The 15,786-nt window shown below is 64.6% G+C and carries 13 protein-coding genes, 1 tRNA gene and 2 rRNA genes (1 of these 16 running past the window's edge); 4 read left to right on the top strand and 12 right to left on the bottom strand.

Annotated features, from left to right (window positions below):
• Together FA702_RS13900 and rrf are read left to right on the top strand one after the other, a co-directional pair.
• A 23S ribosomal RNA gene (locus FA702_RS13900) occupies nucleotides 1-499 on the top strand; it begins 2,294 nt to the left of the window's first position.
• 139 nt (nucleotides 500-638) lie between these two features.
• Nucleotides 639-753: ribosomal RNA gene (rrf, locus tag FA702_RS13905) — 5S ribosomal RNA — on the top strand.
• 297 nt (nucleotides 754-1,050) lie between these two features.
• On the opposite strand, the gene FA702_RS13910 is transcribed toward rrf, so the two are convergent.
• The 8 genes from FA702_RS13910 to FA702_RS13945 all read right to left on the bottom strand — a co-directional run bounded on the left by FA702_RS13910 (nucleotide 1,051) and on the right by FA702_RS13945 (nucleotide 9,482).
• Nucleotides 1,051-2,745: an amidohydrolase gene (locus tag FA702_RS13910; RefSeq protein WP_136956612.1), complete on the bottom strand. Its 1,695-nt coding sequence runs from the start codon at nucleotides 2,743-2,745 to the stop codon at nucleotides 1,051-1,053.
• A complete protein-coding gene (locus FA702_RS13915) occupies nucleotides 2,742-3,653 on the bottom strand; it encodes an NAD(P)-dependent oxidoreductase (protein WP_136956613.1) in 912 nt (303 codons plus the stop codon). The genes FA702_RS13910 and FA702_RS13915 overlap by 4 nt, the downstream gene beginning before the upstream one ends.
• A gap of 56 nt (nucleotides 3,654-3,709) precedes the next feature.
• The gene (locus FA702_RS13920; RefSeq protein WP_136956614.1) at nucleotides 3,710-4,252 is read right to left on the bottom strand and encodes a hypothetical protein; all 543 of its coding nucleotides are present in this window, start codon (nucleotides 4,250-4,252) and stop codon (nucleotides 3,710-3,712) included.
• A gap of 861 nt (nucleotides 4,253-5,113) precedes the next feature.
• The gene (locus FA702_RS13925) at nucleotides 5,114-5,599 is read right to left on the bottom strand and encodes a hypothetical protein (protein WP_136956615.1); all 486 of its coding nucleotides are present in this window, start codon (nucleotides 5,597-5,599) and stop codon (nucleotides 5,114-5,116) included.
• Between the two features lie 5 nt (nucleotides 5,600-5,604).
• On the bottom strand, nucleotides 5,605-7,458 hold the full coding sequence (locus tag FA702_RS13930; RefSeq protein WP_168196071.1) for an ATP-dependent helicase: 1,854 nt from the start codon (nucleotides 7,456-7,458) through the stop codon (nucleotides 5,605-5,607).
• 176 nt (nucleotides 7,459-7,634) lie between these two features.
• Entirely contained in the window at nucleotides 7,635-8,015 is a 381-nt protein-coding gene (locus tag FA702_RS13935) for a hypothetical protein (RefSeq protein ID WP_136956617.1), read from the bottom strand.
• Nucleotides 8,016-8,103: 88 nt separating this feature from the next.
• Nucleotides 8,104-9,219 (bottom strand): integrase arm-type DNA-binding domain-containing protein, encoded by a 1,116-nt coding sequence (locus FA702_RS13940; protein WP_136957421.1) that lies wholly within the window; start codon nucleotides 9,217-9,219, stop codon nucleotides 8,104-8,106.
• Nucleotides 9,220-9,408: 189 nt separating this feature from the next.
• Nucleotides 9,409-9,482, bottom strand: a tRNA-Gly gene (locus tag FA702_RS13945).
• 180 nt (nucleotides 9,483-9,662) lie between these two features.
• On the opposite strand from FA702_RS13945, the gene FA702_RS13950 reads away from it, so the two are divergent.
• Nucleotides 9,663-9,950: a DUF2218 domain-containing protein gene (locus FA702_RS13950; protein WP_136956618.1), complete on the top strand. Its 288-nt coding sequence runs from the start codon at nucleotides 9,663-9,665 to the stop codon at nucleotides 9,948-9,950.
• A 61-nt stretch (nucleotides 9,951-10,011) separates the two neighbouring features.
• Nucleotides 10,012-12,129: an acetate--CoA ligase family protein gene (locus FA702_RS13955; protein ID WP_136956619.1), complete on the top strand. Its 2,118-nt coding sequence runs from the start codon at nucleotides 10,012-10,014 to the stop codon at nucleotides 12,127-12,129.
• A gap of 65 nt (nucleotides 12,130-12,194) precedes the next feature.
• Here the strand turns inward: FA702_RS13955 and FA702_RS13960 are convergent, their stop codons facing one another.
• The 4 genes from FA702_RS13960 to petA form a co-directional block, all read right to left on the bottom strand.
• Complete coding sequence (locus FA702_RS13960; protein WP_136956620.1) at nucleotides 12,195-12,731, bottom strand: adenine phosphoribosyltransferase; 537 nt, start codon at nucleotides 12,729-12,731, stop codon at nucleotides 12,195-12,197.
• Nucleotides 12,732-12,867: 136 nt separating this feature from the next.
• Nucleotides 12,868-13,689 carry a cytochrome c1 gene (locus tag FA702_RS13965; RefSeq protein WP_136956621.1) on the bottom strand — a complete coding sequence of 274 codons (822 nt, stop codon included), beginning with the start codon at nucleotides 13,687-13,689 and terminating at the stop codon, nucleotides 12,868-12,870.
• 33 nt (nucleotides 13,690-13,722) lie between these two features.
• Nucleotides 13,723-15,009, bottom strand: a complete 1,287-nt coding sequence (locus FA702_RS13970; RefSeq protein WP_124810002.1) for a cytochrome b/b6 — start codon at nucleotides 15,007-15,009, stop codon at nucleotides 13,723-13,725.
• A gap of 12 nt (nucleotides 15,010-15,021) precedes the next feature.
• The gene (gene petA, locus FA702_RS13975; protein WP_136956622.1) at nucleotides 15,022-15,588 is read right to left on the bottom strand and encodes a ubiquinol-cytochrome c reductase iron-sulfur subunit; all 567 of its coding nucleotides are present in this window, start codon (nucleotides 15,586-15,588) and stop codon (nucleotides 15,022-15,024) included.
• Nucleotides 15,589-15,786: the final 198 nt, after the last annotated feature.

Consider the following 15,786-nt stretch of genomic DNA (forward strand, 5'->3'; position numbering starts at 1 on the left):
TCATAGTGATCCGGTGGTCCCTCGTGGAAGGGCCATCGCTCAACGGATAAAAGGTACGCCGGGGATAACAGGCTGATGATTCCCAAGAGCTCATATCGACGGAATCGTTTGGCACCTCGATGTCGGCTCATCACATCCTGGGGCTGGAGCAGGTCCCAAGGGTTTGGCTGTTCGCCAATTAAAGTGGTACGTGAGCTGGGTTCAGAACGTCGCGAGACAGTTTGGTCCCTATCTGCCGTGGGCGTCGATACTTGAGAGGAGTTGCCCCTAGTACGAGAGGACCGGGGTGAACATGCCTCTGGTGTACCTGTCATTCCGCCAGGAGTGCAGCAGGGTAGCTATGCATGGACGGGATAACCGCTGAAAGCATCTAAGCGGGAAGCCTCCCTCAAGATAAGGTATCTTCGAGTCGTGATAGACCATCACGTTGATAGGCCGGGTGTGGAAGTGCGGTAACGCATGAAGCTAACCGGTCCTAATAACTCTGTTCATGCTTGAGAATCCCGCCATCAATGACAGGCCTGCCCTTGCAGGTCCCGTCCAACGATGTCGGACGATACCAGCCAACTTAACAACATCGCAAAATCCATCCCCAAAGGATGGACCCAATGCATCGATACAATCCGTCGGCTCCATTGCCTGGTGGCCATAGCGTCTGTGAACCACCCGATCCCTTCTCGAACTCGGCCGTGAAACCAGTCCGCGCCAATGGTACTAACGCTCAAGCGTTGGAAGAGTAGGTCGCCGCCAGGCATTGTAGCCGACGGATTATCACAATCAAAAACCCATTCATGATGATCAGACAAAAGCCTGCCTTCCCGGCGGGCTTTTTGTTTGTCTGCGTTTCGCGAACCGAAGCGGACCTTTTGTTGCAACAAAGCATCAGGCGATTGTCGAAAATGCACCCGGGTGCATTCGATGCTGGCGCGCCCCGTAAATGGCCCTAGAACACCCTCATCCACCGTTCGCCCGGCGTGGCATGGGAGAGGATGCGGGAAAACTGCACCGCGCCGGGCGTTACGGGGATTTCAGCTCTGACAGTTTGAAGTCTCAGCGCTTCTCGGCTGCGCTGTTGGCGTCTGCCTGCTCGGCGCTCCACACCTTGCCGCCGCCGACCCACGTCTCGAGGACTTTGGTGGCGCGGATTTCCGCCGGGCTGGCGAACATCGGATCGGTATCGACGAACACGAAATCCGCGCGCTGCCCGGGCGCGAGGCGGCCGAAGCGTTGCTCGGCAAAGCCAGCCCATGCCGCCGCGCTGCTATACCCGGCCAGCGCGCTGGCCCGGTCGACGCGTTCCTGCGCCTGCCATCCGCCGGCGGGCTGGCCTGAGGCGTCTTCCCGGCTGATCGCCGCGGCGATACCGGCAAAGGGATCGGCCTGTTCCACCGGCGCGTCCGAACCGAACGCGAGCGTTGCGCCGGCCGCCTGGAGCGAATGCCAGGCATAGGCACCAGCGAGCCGCTGCGGCCCCAGGCGGGCTTCCGCCATCAGTCGGTCCGAGGTCTGGTGCACCGGTTGCATCGAGGCAATGATGCCGTTGCGTCCGAACCGCGCGAAATCGGCCGGGTCGACGATCTGCGCGTGTTCGATGCGCCAGCGACGATCGCCCTTGTAGGTCTGCGAGAGATCCTCGACGGCATCCAGTACGGCGGCGTTGGCCTGATCACCGATGGCGTGCACCGCGATCTGGAAGCCGTCCATCGCCGCTCGGCTCATCAGGTTGCGCAATTGCGTGTCCGACAACTGGGGCAGTCCGCGCGTGCCGGGCGCATCGGCATAGGGGGCCTTGAGCCATGCCCCGCGCGATCCCAGCGCGCCGTCCATGTAGAGCTTCACCCCGTTGAGGCGCAGCCGGTCCTGATAGAGCCACGGGGTGGGGGCGGGACCGGCGATCAGCGCCATCTGATCGATGCCGGCGGCATAGGCCATGATCCGGATATAGAGTTCGTTGCGATCGCCGGCGCGGCGATAGGCCTGCCAGTCCTCGATGCTGGTGCCCATGTCGGCCACGGCGGTCACCCCGCGCCGGAACAGCAGGCGCTGGGCGGTCGCCAGCGCGACATCGCGGTCGGCCGCGCGCGGGGCGGGGACCACGCGCGCCACCAGCGCTTGCGCCGCATCGACCAGCACGCCCGCCGGTGCGCCGGCGGCGGTGCGTTCGAGATGGCCGCCGGCAGGGTCCTTGGTCTGCGCGGAGACGCCGGCGGCTTTCAGCGCCGCGCTGTTGGCCCAGCCGGCATGGCCATCGACGCGTTCGAGCCAGACCGGCTTGTCGGCCACCACCGCATCGAGTTCCGCCGCGGTGGGAAAGCGCCCCAGCCCCCAGCTTTCCTGGTTCCAGCCACGCCCGATGATCCAAGGACGATCGGGATGTTCGGCAGCATAGCTCTTGATCCGCTCCAACGCCTCGGCCAGCGATTTCGTGTCCGACAGATCAAGCGTAAGCGCGGCAAAGCCGATCTGCATGACATGCGCGTGCGCGTCGATCAGGCCCGGCAGCATGATCCGGCCTTTGCCGTCGACGTGGTATTGAATGCCCTTGGGCGGCTTTTTTTCGCCGGCCCGATAGATCGCCTTGATCACGCCGGCGTCGTCGAAGACGAGCGCCGAGAACGTCTGAACGCGGCCATCGGGACCGATAGTTTCGCCGCTGACGTTGTCGACCAGGGTATCGGCCAGCGCGAGCGACGGGGCCGCCGCCAGCAACAGCGCCGCGATCGCGGCCCGGCGCCTGTGGCTCACGCGGGCGAGCCCTTCTCGCCGCCTCTCCTCGGCAGGCGGCGGATCAGCGCGCTGGTATCCTCGCGCCCGCCGCCCAGCGCCTGCACATCGGCATAGAACTGGTCGATCAGCGCCGTGGTCGGCACGCTGGCGCCCAGGTTGCGCGCTTCCTCGATGGCGAGGCCCAGGTCTTTGCGCATCCAGTCGATGGCGAAGCCGAAGTCGAATTCGTCCTTGGCCGCAGTGTGCCAGCGGTTGTCCATCTGCCAGCTCTGCGCCGCGCCGCCCGAAATGGCCTCGAACACCTTGTCGAGATCGAGGCGGGCGATCTGGCAGAAGCGGATCGCTTCCGAAAGACCGGCGATGGCGCCCGCGATGCACATCTGGTTGGCCATCTTGGCGGTCTGCCCTGCGCCGGACTTGCCGACATGGACGACCCGCTTGGCATAGGCGGCAAGGATCGCGCGCGCGGCGTCCACCGCCTTCGCGCTGCCGCCGCACATGATCGAAAGGGTGCCGTTTTCCGCGCCGGACTGGCCCCCGGTGACGGGCGCATCGACGCAGAGCAGTTCCTTGTCGCGTCCTTCCACCGCGATCTGCCGGGCGATCCGGGCGGAAACGGTGGTGTGATCGATGAACAGCGCTCCTCGCCGGAGCGTGGAAAACGCGCCGGTGGGGCTGAGCACGACGTCGGCGAGATCATCATCGTTGCCAACGCAGGTGATGACGACGTCGGCTCCTTCCGCTGCTTCCGCGGGCGACGAGGCGACACGCGTTGCCAGACCGGGGTTCGCCGCCTGCCACGCCTCCGCACGGGTGGCGGTGCGGTTGTAGATGGTGAGGCGGTGGCCGGCCTGGCCGAGATGGCGGGCCATCGCGCCGCCCATTACGCCCAGCCCCAGAAACGATACGTTGAGAGGTTCGCTCATACCCGCCTGTTTAACGGCTTTGGCGGCGGGTTCCAGTCGCAAAGCGCAAGGAGGCGTCAGGCGTGCCGCGCCTGCAGGCTGGCCGTCAGCGACAGATAGAATTCCGCGATGGCGGCCATCGCCTGGTCACTGATGACAGGGGTAGCCCCATGCCGCGTGGGGACAAGCCCGCGCCCGTGCGCGGCGATGGCAAGATCATGGGCCAGTCTCGTGCCCGGCGAAACCGGGGAATGGCCCGTTGCGAAAGCGCGGACGCGCCCGATCGCGCGCAGGCGCAGGACGTCCACCGGAAAGCGGCTTTCCATCGCCTTGATCCGCGACAGCTTGCGCGTGCTATCGGTGTCACTCCCCGCTGCGGCGCCGTGGCGGGACGGCGCCTCTGAAGGCGGGGCGTGCTCGTCGATAAGGATGGTCAGGAAGCGATCGAGTTCCTTCAGGCAATTGCCCGCCAGCCGCAGCGCCACGCGCGCGGTACGTTCGCAGCCCGGCATCACGGTGGCATCGCGCGCGGCGCGATCGATCAGAAAACGGCAGCCCCGCACCATTGCGCGATGCGCTGCGGAAAGCGCCGCTGCATCGGCCTGGACCCGCGTGGGCAAACCCTTCCGCGAAAGGGAATCAGGCAAGGAAGTGGCGCCCGGACGGATGGTGACGGTAACGTTCGGTCATGGGGCTGCTCCGATCCAGGCGTGCCAGCGGGAAAGTTCATCGTGCCGGCAGCGCTATTTTCGGAACCTGACGGATGCGCCCGCTTACAGCAGTTGCGCGCGTGCGTCCAACAGCGAACTCAGGCGGTGGCTTGCGGAGCGGAATGGATCAGGAGGTAGCGGGAACCGTGAAATGGCCAGAAAAGCGCAGATTATCGACGTTTCTGGACGGAGCATTTCGCAGGATACCCCCAATCATACCCCCAAACGTGCTGGCTAGGCGCATTTTCGGACCGATGGAGGGCCGCCCCGCGCACCAATCCCAGGCTCGTGCGGAGCAGAACCGACAATCCGACTCGGGCGCGTTTACCGGCCCGAGAATTGCCGATTAGACCCCCACACCGTACGCGATAAATCGCAGCCGAAAAGCCAGCAGTTCCGGGCATTTCGGCAAATGGCAGCTTCCCCGTCAAATCTGACTTGCGGCCAGTTTTTAAGTCACTTTCAATTCACTGCCGAAAAATGACCTTTTATTCTCGTCACTTACGCGCCCTTTTGAGCGGGGAAGTCGTGACTTGAATGTGAGTGGCTGGCGACAGCTCGGTTCGGCCCAGCCGGGCGGCTGGCGCTTCGCCTTGTGGGATTGCTCTTCGAATGTCGGGAACGGCGGGAAATTGGGAACAGCCCGCCTAAACACCTGTCAAGCAACGGCAAATCGTGTTCCCACCGTTTGCCAAGCCTGTTCCCCGCATCGCGTATTGGGAACAAAAGGTGCGGAAGCCTACTCCACGCTTGAGAGTGTTCGGGCAAGCATTAGGCCCCATTCTCGGCGCGGAGACGTACCACCGCAGAGATTATCGTCACGAGTTTGTCGGCCGCTCGCCAAGCCACGAAGAGTTCACCGTGTAGAGAATCGAGGTCTGCGATCATCTCCTTGCGGCCGTCCTCGGTCTGGATTTTAAAGTTATGCCTCTCGAAGAAGCCATGCATAAGCTGATTTCGCGCCTTGAGAGCAGACGAGAAACCCTCCTCTAAGTCGCCCTCGATGGTAATGTGCCGCTTCAGATCATTCAGCGCCCGCCCGAGCGTGCTTCGATCAATGGTGTCGAGCACCTCTCGAGCGGCCTCCCCCTCCGGCATTATGTGCCAGCCTTCGTCTAAGGCGCGTAGGCACAGCAGTAACGTGCCGAGCTCGGTCTCGAAGAGCTGGGCGGCCTCTGCTGCAATCCCGTACTTTGCGTAAAGCTCGTGCCGGTCCGCCATGCCCTCATATTCGACGTTGAGCTGCGAACCGCTCATCGCCTCTACCCCTTGACCGGCGCGGGCGCCGCCGGGCCGAGCTCGCCAATAAAGCGGCTCGGCAGCAGGTTCGCCATTGGCCCCGATTGCGTCTTGAACGCCACCTTCGCCCCGTATGCGTCCTTAGCCGGCATCTGTTGGGCATACGTGATGAACAGGCTCCCGGGCCGGTCATTCGCCGGGTCCGCCTTCACCCGCGTGATGCCCACATAGAACAGCCGCCGGGCTTCCTCGAGCGCTGCGTCCTTGGCCTCCTTCGAGGGCGCATCATCGAAGGAGGGCGGGAGGATGCCCTCCACGCAACCGGCTATAAACACATAGGGCGAGCTAAGGCCCTTACTCTTGTGTAGGCTCATTAACCGGACCTCCTCGACGGTAGGCGGAATGTCCGGTTGGGTAATCTCCTGCATCATTGCGGAGAGGAGGTCCTCGGGCGTCTCGGCCGCCTCCATCTGCGCCAGCGCGAGTTCGCGCAATTCTGATACGTCAGGGTCCGCGTCCGGGAACAAGGTATCAGTGAAAGCTGCGAGATCGTCCTTAACCGCCTCGAGCTCTTCGAGGGCTTCCTTGATGAGCTTGAATTGCTCGATCAGTGGCTTGGTGTACGGGATGGTGAGCGCGTCGTCCGCAAGCTTGTCCATCGCAACCCAAGGGCTATCCCCGCTGGCCTCGCAATGTTGCCGCACCCGAGCGTATGGCTTGCATCGGAAATCGTCCCGGTCCCAGCCGAGAAGATAGCGCAGCGCAACCCGGTCCTCTTTGTCGAGGAATAACTTGAACAGCGCGAAACGCATCTGCGCCGCTTCAGAATCGAGCTGGCTCTCCTCATAGTATGACTTGGCCGGGACACCCTCGCCCTTGAGGGCGTTTAGGATTGGCTTCCCGACAACGGCGCGCTGCACGAGGACGATTATCTCGCTGGGGTGGACGCCCTTCTCGAGGAGCTCCTTGATCTTCGCCGTGATCCACGTCGCCTCGCTGTGGAGGTACGGCACCTGCACGATGGCGACCTCGCCCGCTCCCTTCTCTGGCAGGGGCGTCAGCGCTCGGGGCGCGCGGTTGGTATTCACGTTGATGAGCGTGTTCGCCATCTCGACCACCGTGGTTGGGCAGCGGTGGCAGTCGGCCATCTCGAGATCAGCGCAAGCCGCGTGAAGGTCCTTCCACTCACGGATGCCCTCGGGGTGGGCGTACTTAAAGCTGTAGATGGACTGGTCATCGTCGCCCACGATGCAGATTTCAGCCTCCTCCCCGAGGTAGGCAATGGCGGTCTGCTCGGCCTTGTTGAGGTCCTGATACTCGTCAACGAGGAGGTGCTTGAATTCCGAGCGCTCGGCCGCCGCGGGATTGTCCTTGAGGTAACGGACAAGGTACGGAATCAGCTCACCGATCAGCATCCCGTAGTGAAACTCGAGCCAAGCGAGAAGGGCGGACGAAAATGCCTTCTCCTCATCGTTGTTGGGGAAGCCGGGCTCGTCCCCTTGGCTCTGCGCCCATGCGGCAGTGTACCCCTGAATCATCTTCTTCGCAGCGAGCTTCCCGCCGCTCGCATCGGCAATGTCGCAGATCAAGGCCTTCATCTCGAAGGTGTTGAGCGACCGAGGGGTGCGCCCCACGGCCTCGAGGACGTGCTGTCGGGATAGGATGCGCATGGCGAGGCTATGGAGGGTCTGCCCCTCGAGTTCCTCGCATCCCGGCACTCCGAGCTTCTGCAATTCCCGATGGAGGTCCTCTGCCGCAACCCGCGTGAATGTCACGGCAAGGAGCTCTTTGGGCGCCACGCCCGACTCAAGGAGGCGAGCGACCCGACGCTTCATGGCGAAGGACTTGCCCGTGCCGGGACCGGCGATGACCCGCACGCGCGGCTCCGGCGCCGATGCGATGCCGTAAGCTACGCTGCCAGTGTCCAGTCCCGTATCCCAAGCCATTGATGCCCTCCGGTTTGCCCTCGGCACAAGTAACAGCGATAACGGCTGAATGAAAAGGCAAGACCGGAAATAAATGGCTTCAAACGAAACATCGAAAGTCTGCCCCACTACGCCCGCAACTCATGGCTATAGTGCAGCCTCAGCGTGGGAACCGATACCCCGATCAGCTTGGCCACTTTCGCCACGGGCATTCCCCCCAGGATTGCCCGCCTAACAATCTTGCGTGTCGCGGGCGTCGGAGCGTGTCGCCGCCGACCTTTGGGCGGGCTGGCCACCGTGCTGGGGAAATAGTGCCTTGCGACGGTGTTGACGCAGACGCCCAAGGCCCGGGCGATGGTTGGCCAGGTCGCCCCAGCCGCCTTCAATTCGTGTGCGATCAGCATTTGTTCCGGCGTTGGAACGTGCGGCTTTCTGCCGACGCGATGGCGGGAAGGCTCGGGCCGCGCCTCGAACAGATCGAATTGCGGCGGGCTATCGGGGGCGGCCATCACCAGCCGTTCAGATCATCGGCGAAGGGATCGCCGCCGTAGTCGAAATCATCCGCACCGGGCGCGGCTGGACCTTCCATCGGCCAGTCTAGGCGGCCCGCACCTTGTCAGCATCGCCATGGGCAAGCGCCCGCTCGATGGCATCCGGGTGCCACTTGCCGCTTTCATTCAGCAGCGTTGCAGCCATCGCCCGGAACCCGTGCGCGGTCATTTCGTCGCTGGCGTAGCCAAGCCGCCGCAGCCCCGCGTTCAACGTGTTCTCGCTCATGGGGCGGGCACGGGTGCGGACGGACGGAAAGACATAGCCAGCCGGGCCGGTGAGGGCGTGAATCTCGCGTAGGATCGCCACGGCCTGCCGGGACAACGGAACGCGGTGATCCTTCCGCATCTTGGTTTTCTCGGCTGGGATGGTCCACAAAGCGCCGTCCAGGTCGATTTCATCCCAGCGGGCATGGCGCAGCTCACCGGGCCGCACAAAGACATGGGGAGCCAGTTGTAGCGCCAGCCGGGTAAGCCCGAGGCTTTCATAGCCGTCTATCGCGCGGAGCAGCTCGCCCACCTTCACCGGCTCAAGGATGGCCGCGTAGTGCGTCACCTTGGGCGTTGCCAGCGCCCCGCGCAGATCGCGGGTAGGATCGGACGCCAGCCGCGCCGTCGCCACCGCATAGCGGAACACCATGCCCGCAAGCTGCAATGTCCGGCGCGCGCTCTCCAGCGTCCCCTTGCCTTCGATCTTGCGGACGGCGGCCAGAATGTCGGCAGGTTCAATCTCTCCGATCGGCAGGCTGCCAAGGGCAGCGTGCAGACGGGAAAGCAGGTATTCGCTCCGCTTGGCCGTGGCAGGTGCCCAGCCGTCCTGCCCGTCCTGTTTCCGCTTGGCGCAATACTCGGCAGAGATGATCGCAAAGGTATTCATCGCCTCTGCCTGCTGGCGCACCTTGGCCCGCCGTTTTTCCCGCGACGGGTCTTTGTTGGCAGCAATCTGTTCTCTGGCTTCATCCCGGCGCTTGCGGGCGTCGGCAAGGCTCACTTCGGGATAGGCACCGAAGGCCGCCAGCTTTTCCTTGCCCGCCAAGCGGTATTTCAGCCGCCAGAGCTTTCCGCCCGCCGGCGTGACAAGCAGATAGAGGCCCGCCCCATCGGCGAGCTTGTATTGCTTCGCCGCCGGTTTCGCCTGTCGAATTGCAATGTCTGTAAGCGCCATGGCCTGCCCTCGCATACCCCCAGCGCCGCACATCATACCCCTTGCCTATTCCGGCTTCCCCCAATCATACCCCCATCGTCGGGTGGCTAGATATGGACGCGGGCGAACGAATGCGGCCTGATATGCCGCTAAATACCGTGGATTTCAGGGGTATGTCCAGACTGATACGGACGCGGCTGGACGGGAAGGTGGAGCGGGTAGCGGGAATCGAACCCGCGTATTCAGCTTGGAAGGCTGCTGCACTACCATTGTGCTATACCCGCGCAATCAAGTGGCACGTCTTGATTGCGGCGGCGAACTCCGTCGCCACCCATGTAGGGGCCGATTGCCACGGCGGCGCGGCGGCGTCAACCGGCGTCTTGGTAAACCGGGCGAAGCGCTGCCCCTTGCATTCGAGGCGTAAAGATATATCTTTGAGCGATCTTAACAAGCGAGGATTCTCCATGTCTGTAACCCGCGCCATCGTGCCCACCGCCAGCGCCAGCCGCTATCTCCAGCAGCTGTGCAAGCACTGGAGCCACAAGTTCGACGTCACCTTTGATGCGCACCAGGGGCGGGTGCCGCTGCCGCTCGGCCCCGTCGATCTTGTCGCGGACGAGATGGCGCTTACCGTGACCTGCACCGTTGCCGAGGGCGGCGACATGGCGCGGATGCAGAAGGTGGTTGCCGATCACCTGAACCGCTTCGCTTTCCGTGAAGGCGAACTGGTGTTCGACTGGCAGCCGGCCTGACGTTCCGCCTTTACGCGCCTCCGAATATTGTTATAGAACATAGCTAATTTCGGAGGATGTCATGACTGACGCGAATCTCTCGCACGCCGCCCTTGACCGTTTCCTGCGCCCGCGTTCGGTTGCCGTCGTGGGGGCGTCCGACAAGCCGGGCGCGCTGGGCGCCACCCTGCTGACCAACCTGGCGAACAACGGCTATTCCGGCGCGATCTATCCGGTGAACCCGAAGCGCGACGAGATCATGGGGCTGCGCTGCTACCCTTCGGTCGATGCGTTGCCGGAGGGTGTGGACGTGGCGGTGCTTGCCATTCCGCGCGCGGGCGTGCTGGACGCGGTGCGCGGACTGGCGGCGCGCAAGGCCGGCGGCGTGGTGATCTTCTCCGCCGGGTTTGCCGAAGGGGGCGAGGAAGGGCTGGCCGAACAGCACGAGATCGCCCGGATCGCGCAGGAGGCGGGGCTGGTGGTCGAAGGGCCGAACTGCCTCGGCCTCGTCAACTATGTTGATCGCGTGCCGCTGACCTTCGTGGAAACCAACGCCGTGCCGCCGGGTGATCGCCGCGCGATCGGCATCGTCTCGCAATCCGGCGCGATGGCGGCGGTGCTGGGGACCATGCTGCTCGCGCGCGATGCCGGCGTGTCGTACTCGGTATCGACCGGCAACGAGGCGGCGAGCGGGGTGGAGGACTATGTCGACTGGATGGTCGACCAGCCCGACACCCATGTGATCGCGATGATCGTCGAACAGTTCCGCAAGCCGCAGCGCTTCCTGGCGGCGGCGCGGCGAGCGCGGGCGGCGGGCAAGCCGATCGTCCTGCTGCATCCGGGCAAGTCGAGCGCGGCGCGCGAATCCGCGGCGACGCATACCGGCGCGATGGCCGGCGATTACAAGCTGATGCGGGCGATGGTTTCGCGCGCCGGCGTGATCTTCGCCGAAACGCTCGAGGAACTGGGCGACATTGCCGAGATCGCGGTGCGGTGCCCCGTGCCGCCTTCCGGCAACACGGCGGTGCTGGGCGAATCGGGCGCGTTCAAAGCGCTGACGCTCGATCTGGCCGAGGAACTGGAACTGCCGCTGGCCGATCTGCACGATGCGGATTCGCCCGCGCTGCGCGCGGCGCTGCCGCCCTTCGTGCCGGTGAGCAACCCGCTCGATATCACCGCCCAGGGCCTGTCCGAACCGTCGATCTATACCCGCACGCTGGAAGCGTTGCTGGAGGACGACCGCGTCGGCACCGTGCTGGCCGGGATCATCCAGGCCGAGCCGATCACCTGCGCGATCAAGTACCCGCCGATCCTGGCGGCTGTGGACGGCAAGACGCTGACCAAGCCACTGGTCTTCGCCGGGCTGGACGAAGGGGCGGAGGTGCCGGCCGAACGCATCGCCGCGCTGCGCGCCGCCGGCATCCCCTGGTTCCCGACCACCGAACGCGCTTTGCGCGCCATCGCGCGGCTGACGCACTGGTCCGCCCGCGATCTCTCGGCCACGGACAAGCCGGCCCTGCCGCTTGCCGGGCTGGACGCGGTTTTGGGCGTGGTGCCGGAATACAAGGCCAAGGAACTGCTGGGGCCGCTGGGCCTGCCGTTCCCCGCCGGCCGGTTCGCGGCGAGCGCGGACGCAGCGGTCGCCGCTGCTGACGCGGTCGGCTATCCGGTGGCGATGAAGGCGCAGGCCGCCGCGCTGGGGCACAAGAGCGATGCCGGCGGCGTGCTGCTCAACCTGGCCGACGGCGCCGCCGTGCGCGCGGCGTGGGAGCGCATCCACGATAACGTCGCGGCCTATTCGACGGCGATCCGGCTGGACGGCGTGCTGATCGAGGCGATGGGCAAGCGCGGGCTGGAAATGATCGTCGGCGCGAAGAACGATCCCGAATGGGGGCCGGTGGTGCTGGCCGGTTTCGGCGGCGTGACGGCGGAGATCCTGCAGGACGTGCGCCTGCTGACCGCCGATCTCACCGAAGAAGCGGTCGTGGCCGAACTCATGAAGCTGAAGAGCGCGGCGCTGCTCAAGGGCTATCGCGGATCGCCCGCGCTGGACGTGGATGCGCTGGCGCGCCTGATCGTCACGGTGGGGCAGGTGCTGCGGGCCGAGCCCTCGATCCGCGAGATCGATCTCAATCCGGTGATCCTGCACCCGGTGGGCGAGGGCGTCGTGGCGCTCGACGCGCTGATGCTGGTCGATTGATCGCCGGCGAAAGTCGGTAGGTTGCACAAGACCCCGCTCTCGTAGGAGAGCGGGGTCTTCGCGTTTCAGTGCCCCGGAAAGTCCATCAGGGCTTCCACGGTCAGGCCGGCGCCGCGCAGCCGTTCGGCGCCGTGGAGATCGGGCAGGTCGATCACGAACAGCGCGTGACGGACGGCTGCCCCGGCCTGACGCAGCAGCTCGGCGGCGGCCAGCGCCGTGCCGCCGGTGGCAATCAGATCGTCGACGATAACCACGCGCTGGCCTTCGCGGATCACCGTGGGGTCGATTTCCAGCCGGTCGCGCCCGTATTCCAGCGCATAGTCGATGCCGATCGTCTTGACCGGCAGCTTGCCCGGCTTGCGTACCGGCAGGAAGCCCACGCCCATGCGCGCCGCCACCGCCGCGCCGAAGATGAAGCCGCGCGCTTCCATGCCGGCAATCAGTTCCGCGTCCGCCGCGCGGGCGCGTTCGGCCAGGTGATCGACGCAGGCGCGAAGCCCTTCGCCATGGGCGATCAGCGTGGTGATGTCGCGAAACAGGATGCCGGGGGAGGGGAAATCGGGAACCGACCGGACAAGCATCTTGAGATCGTCGGGCGTCATCGGGCAACTTTCGAGGAGAGGGTGTGGGAATTTCGGCGCGATGGGCGCGGCGCACCATGGCGTTCCGGCAGCCGTGCGCCAACGAAAAAGGCCACCGTTCCCGGTGGCCTTCTCGTGTCTGGCAATCGGCAGGCGATCAATGTCCGCCCACGTTGCTCCAGACCTGCTTCTTGGACAGGTAGGCCAGTACGGTGGCCGCCAGCAGGAAGCCCAGCACGGCCCAGCCGGTCTGCTTGCGCTTGTCCAGCTTGGGTTCCGCCGTCCACGTCAGGAACGCGGCGACGTCCTTGGACATCTGGTCGACCGTGGCCGGCGTGCCGTCGCTGTAGGTCACCTGGCCATCGCCGGTCAGCGGCGCGGGCATCGCGAGGTTCAGGTTCGCGAAGTAGGGGTTGTAGTGCAGGCCTTCCGGCGTCTTGGCGTCCGGGAACTTCTTGAGCAGTTCCGCGGGCTGGTCCTGATAGCCGGTCAGCAGCGAATACACATAGGCCGGTCCTTCGTGACGCGCCTTGGTGATCAGCGACAGGTCGGGCGGCGAGCCCTGGCCAGCGTAGTAAACCATCGGGAAGTGATCGGCGGGCAGGTTGTCACGCTCGCCACGGTCACCGGTCTTCGGGTCGAAGGTCGGCTGCTTGGTGCCCCACTGCTTGGCGATCGCCTTCACTTCGGCTTCCGAATAGCCGAGCTGCTGGAGATCGCGGAAAGCGACGTGCTTGAGCGAGTGGCAGGCCGAGCACACTTCCTTGTAAACCAGGAAACCGCGCTGGAGCTGTTCCTTGTCGAAGCGGCCGAACACGCCGTCGGAAGCAAAGTGCACTTCCTTGGGGTGCTTGTGGAACTCGTGCTCGGCTGTCGGAGCGGCCGGCTCGGTGATGGCGACATAGGCGCCATTACCGAACGACCAGAGCAGCGCGACGGCGAAGAAAAGGCCGACGAAGGGGCCAAAAAGACGGACCATAGGGGTTCTCTCGTTCTTTCCGGTTCGGCTGGCTCAGGCAGCGGGGTTGGCGGACAGCACGGCGCCGTCATCCTTGCCCAGCACGGCTTCGGTGATCGAATAGGGAAGCGGTTCGGGCTTCTCGATCGACGAAACGAGCGGGAGAATGACGAGGAAGTGCAGGAAGTAGTACGTCGCGGCGATCTGCGAGATCATCACGTAGGGCTCCGCGGCCGGCGCGCCGCCGCAGTATCCCAGGATCAGCACGTCCACGAGCAGGACGTAGAAGAACTTGCGGAACAGCGGACGGTAGAGGCCCGAACGGACCGGCGAGGTATCCAGCCAGGGCAGGAAGAACCACACCAGGATCGCGCTGAACATGGCGAGCACGCCCATCAGCTTGGCCGGGATGAAGAAGAAGTCCGACGTGAAGGCGCGCAGGATCGCGTAGAACGGCCAGAAGTACCATTCAGGCACGATGTGCGCCGGGGTGCTCATCGGGTTGGCCGGAATGTAGTTGTCCGGGTGGCCCAGCGCGTTCGGCGCGAAGAACAGCACCGCGCAGTAGAGCAGCAGGAACACGCCCAGTCCGAAGCCGTCCTTCGCCGTGTAGTACGGGTGGAAGGGAACGGTGTCGCTCTCGCTCTTCACTTCCACGCCCGTCGGGTTCGACGAACCGGGGATGTGCAGCGCCCACACGTGCAGGATCACCACGCCCAGGATCACGAAGGGCAGCAGGAAGTGCAGCGAGAAGAAGCGGTTCAGCGCCGCCTGATCGGGCGAGAAGCCGCCGAGCAGCCACTGCTGCAGCGGTTCGCCCACCAGCGGGATCGCGCCGAACAGGCCGGTGATGACCTTGGCGCCCCAGAAGCTCATCTGGCCCCAGGGAAGCACGTAGCCCATGAAGGCGGTGGCCATCATCAGCAGGAAGATCACCACGCCCAGCAGCCAGATCATCTCGCGCGGGGCCTTGTACGAGCTGAAGAAGAACCCGCGGAAGATGTGGACATAGACCACCACGAAGAACGCCGAGGCGCCGTTGGCGTGCGCGTAGCGCAGCATCCAGCCCCAGTTCACGTCGCGCATGATGTGTTCGGTGGAATCGAACGCTACGCCCGTGTTGGCGGCATAGTGCATCGCCAAGATCACGCCGGTGACGATCTGGAGCATCAGGCAGACGCCTGCCAGAATGCCGAAGTTCCAGAAATAGTTCAGGTTGCGCGGCACCGGATAACCGGCGCCGACGGCGTTATAGACGAAGCGCGGCAAAGGCAGCTTCTCGTCCAGCCACTGCATGAAGGGGTGGCTAGGCTTGTAATGGTTCGCCCAGGGAAAGCTCATCGGGTCTTATCCTCAGCCGATCTTCACGACAGTGTCGGAAGTGAATTCGTAGGGAGGCACTTCGAGATTCTTCGGTGCCGGGCCTTTGCGGATGCGCGCCGCGGTATCGTAAACCGAACCGTGGCAGGGGCAGAAGTAGCCCCCGAACTCGCCCTTCACCTCGCCTTCGCCGGCGCCGAGCGGCACGCAGCCCAGGTGGGTGCAGACGCCCATCGTGATGAGCCAGTTCTTGTGGCCTTCCTTGGTGCGCTGCTCCAGCGTCTGCGGATCACGCAGCGACGAGGCATCGACCGCGTCCGCTTCCGAAATTTCCTTCGGGGTCAGGTTGCGGACGAACACCGGCTGCTTGCGGAACACGGCCTTGATCGCCTGTCCCGGCTGGATCGCCGAGATGTCGATCTCCGTGGAGCTTTCCGCCAGGACGTCCGCCGACGGACTCATCTGCCGCACCAGCGGCCAGACGGCGGCAAGGCCGCCCACTCCCGCAAAACTTACGGCCGCGATATTGATGAAATCGCGCCGCCGCACACCTTCTCCGGTACCATCAGCCGGAGTGTCGATGCTCGCCTCATCAGCCATTGAAATTCCCTGCCTGCTGCCGCCGCGCCCGCGGACCGGGCGCGGTCCAACTTGCCCCTTTGAACGTGCCCGGGGAAAGGACCGTCCGGATTATCCCCCGTGCACAGGGGCCGGGCGCACGCGAACCGCGCGCACCAAACCCCCACTTGGGGGGGCCTGATAGACGCAAAGGCGATAGTTTGCCAACAGGCATTTTGG

This window comes from Novosphingobium sp. EMRT-2 (assembly GCF_005145025.1).
Lineage (GTDB): Bacteria > Pseudomonadota > Alphaproteobacteria > Sphingomonadales > Sphingomonadaceae > Novosphingobium.

Excerpts from the sequence above, each read along its gene's own strand:
- FA702_RS13915 (WP_136956613.1), bottom strand. The coding sequence starts at position 3,653 with ATGAGCGAACCTCTCAACGTATCGTTTCTGGGGCTGGGCGTAATGGGC.
- FA702_RS13925 (WP_136956615.1), bottom strand. The coding sequence starts at position 5,599 with ATGAGCGGTTCGCAGCTCAACGTCGAATATGAGGGCATGGCGGACCGG.
- FA702_RS13935 (WP_136956617.1), bottom strand. The coding sequence starts at position 8,015 with ATGGCCGCCCCCGATAGCCCGCCGCAATTCGATCTGTTCGAGGCGCGG.
- FA702_RS13940 (WP_136957421.1), bottom strand. The coding sequence starts at position 9,219 with ATGGCGCTTACAGACATTGCAATTCGACAGGCGAAACCGGCGGCGAAG.
- FA702_RS13950 (WP_136956618.1), top strand. The coding sequence starts at position 9,663 with ATGTCTGTAACCCGCGCCATCGTGCCCACCGCCAGCGCCAGCCGCTAT.
- FA702_RS13955 (WP_136956619.1), top strand. The coding sequence starts at position 10,012 with ATGACTGACGCGAATCTCTCGCACGCCGCCCTTGACCGTTTCCTGCGC.
- FA702_RS13960 (WP_136956620.1), bottom strand. The coding sequence starts at position 12,731 with ATGACGCCCGACGATCTCAAGATGCTTGTCCGGTCGGTTCCCGATTTC.
- FA702_RS13965 (WP_136956621.1), bottom strand. The coding sequence starts at position 13,689 with ATGGTCCGTCTTTTTGGCCCCTTCGTCGGCCTTTTCTTCGCCGTCGCG.
- FA702_RS13970 (WP_124810002.1), bottom strand. The coding sequence starts at position 15,009 with ATGAGCTTTCCCTGGGCGAACCATTACAAGCCTAGCCACCCCTTCATG.
- petA (WP_136956622.1), bottom strand. The coding sequence starts at position 15,588 with ATGGCTGATGAGGCGAGCATCGACACTCCGGCTGATGGTACCGGAGAA.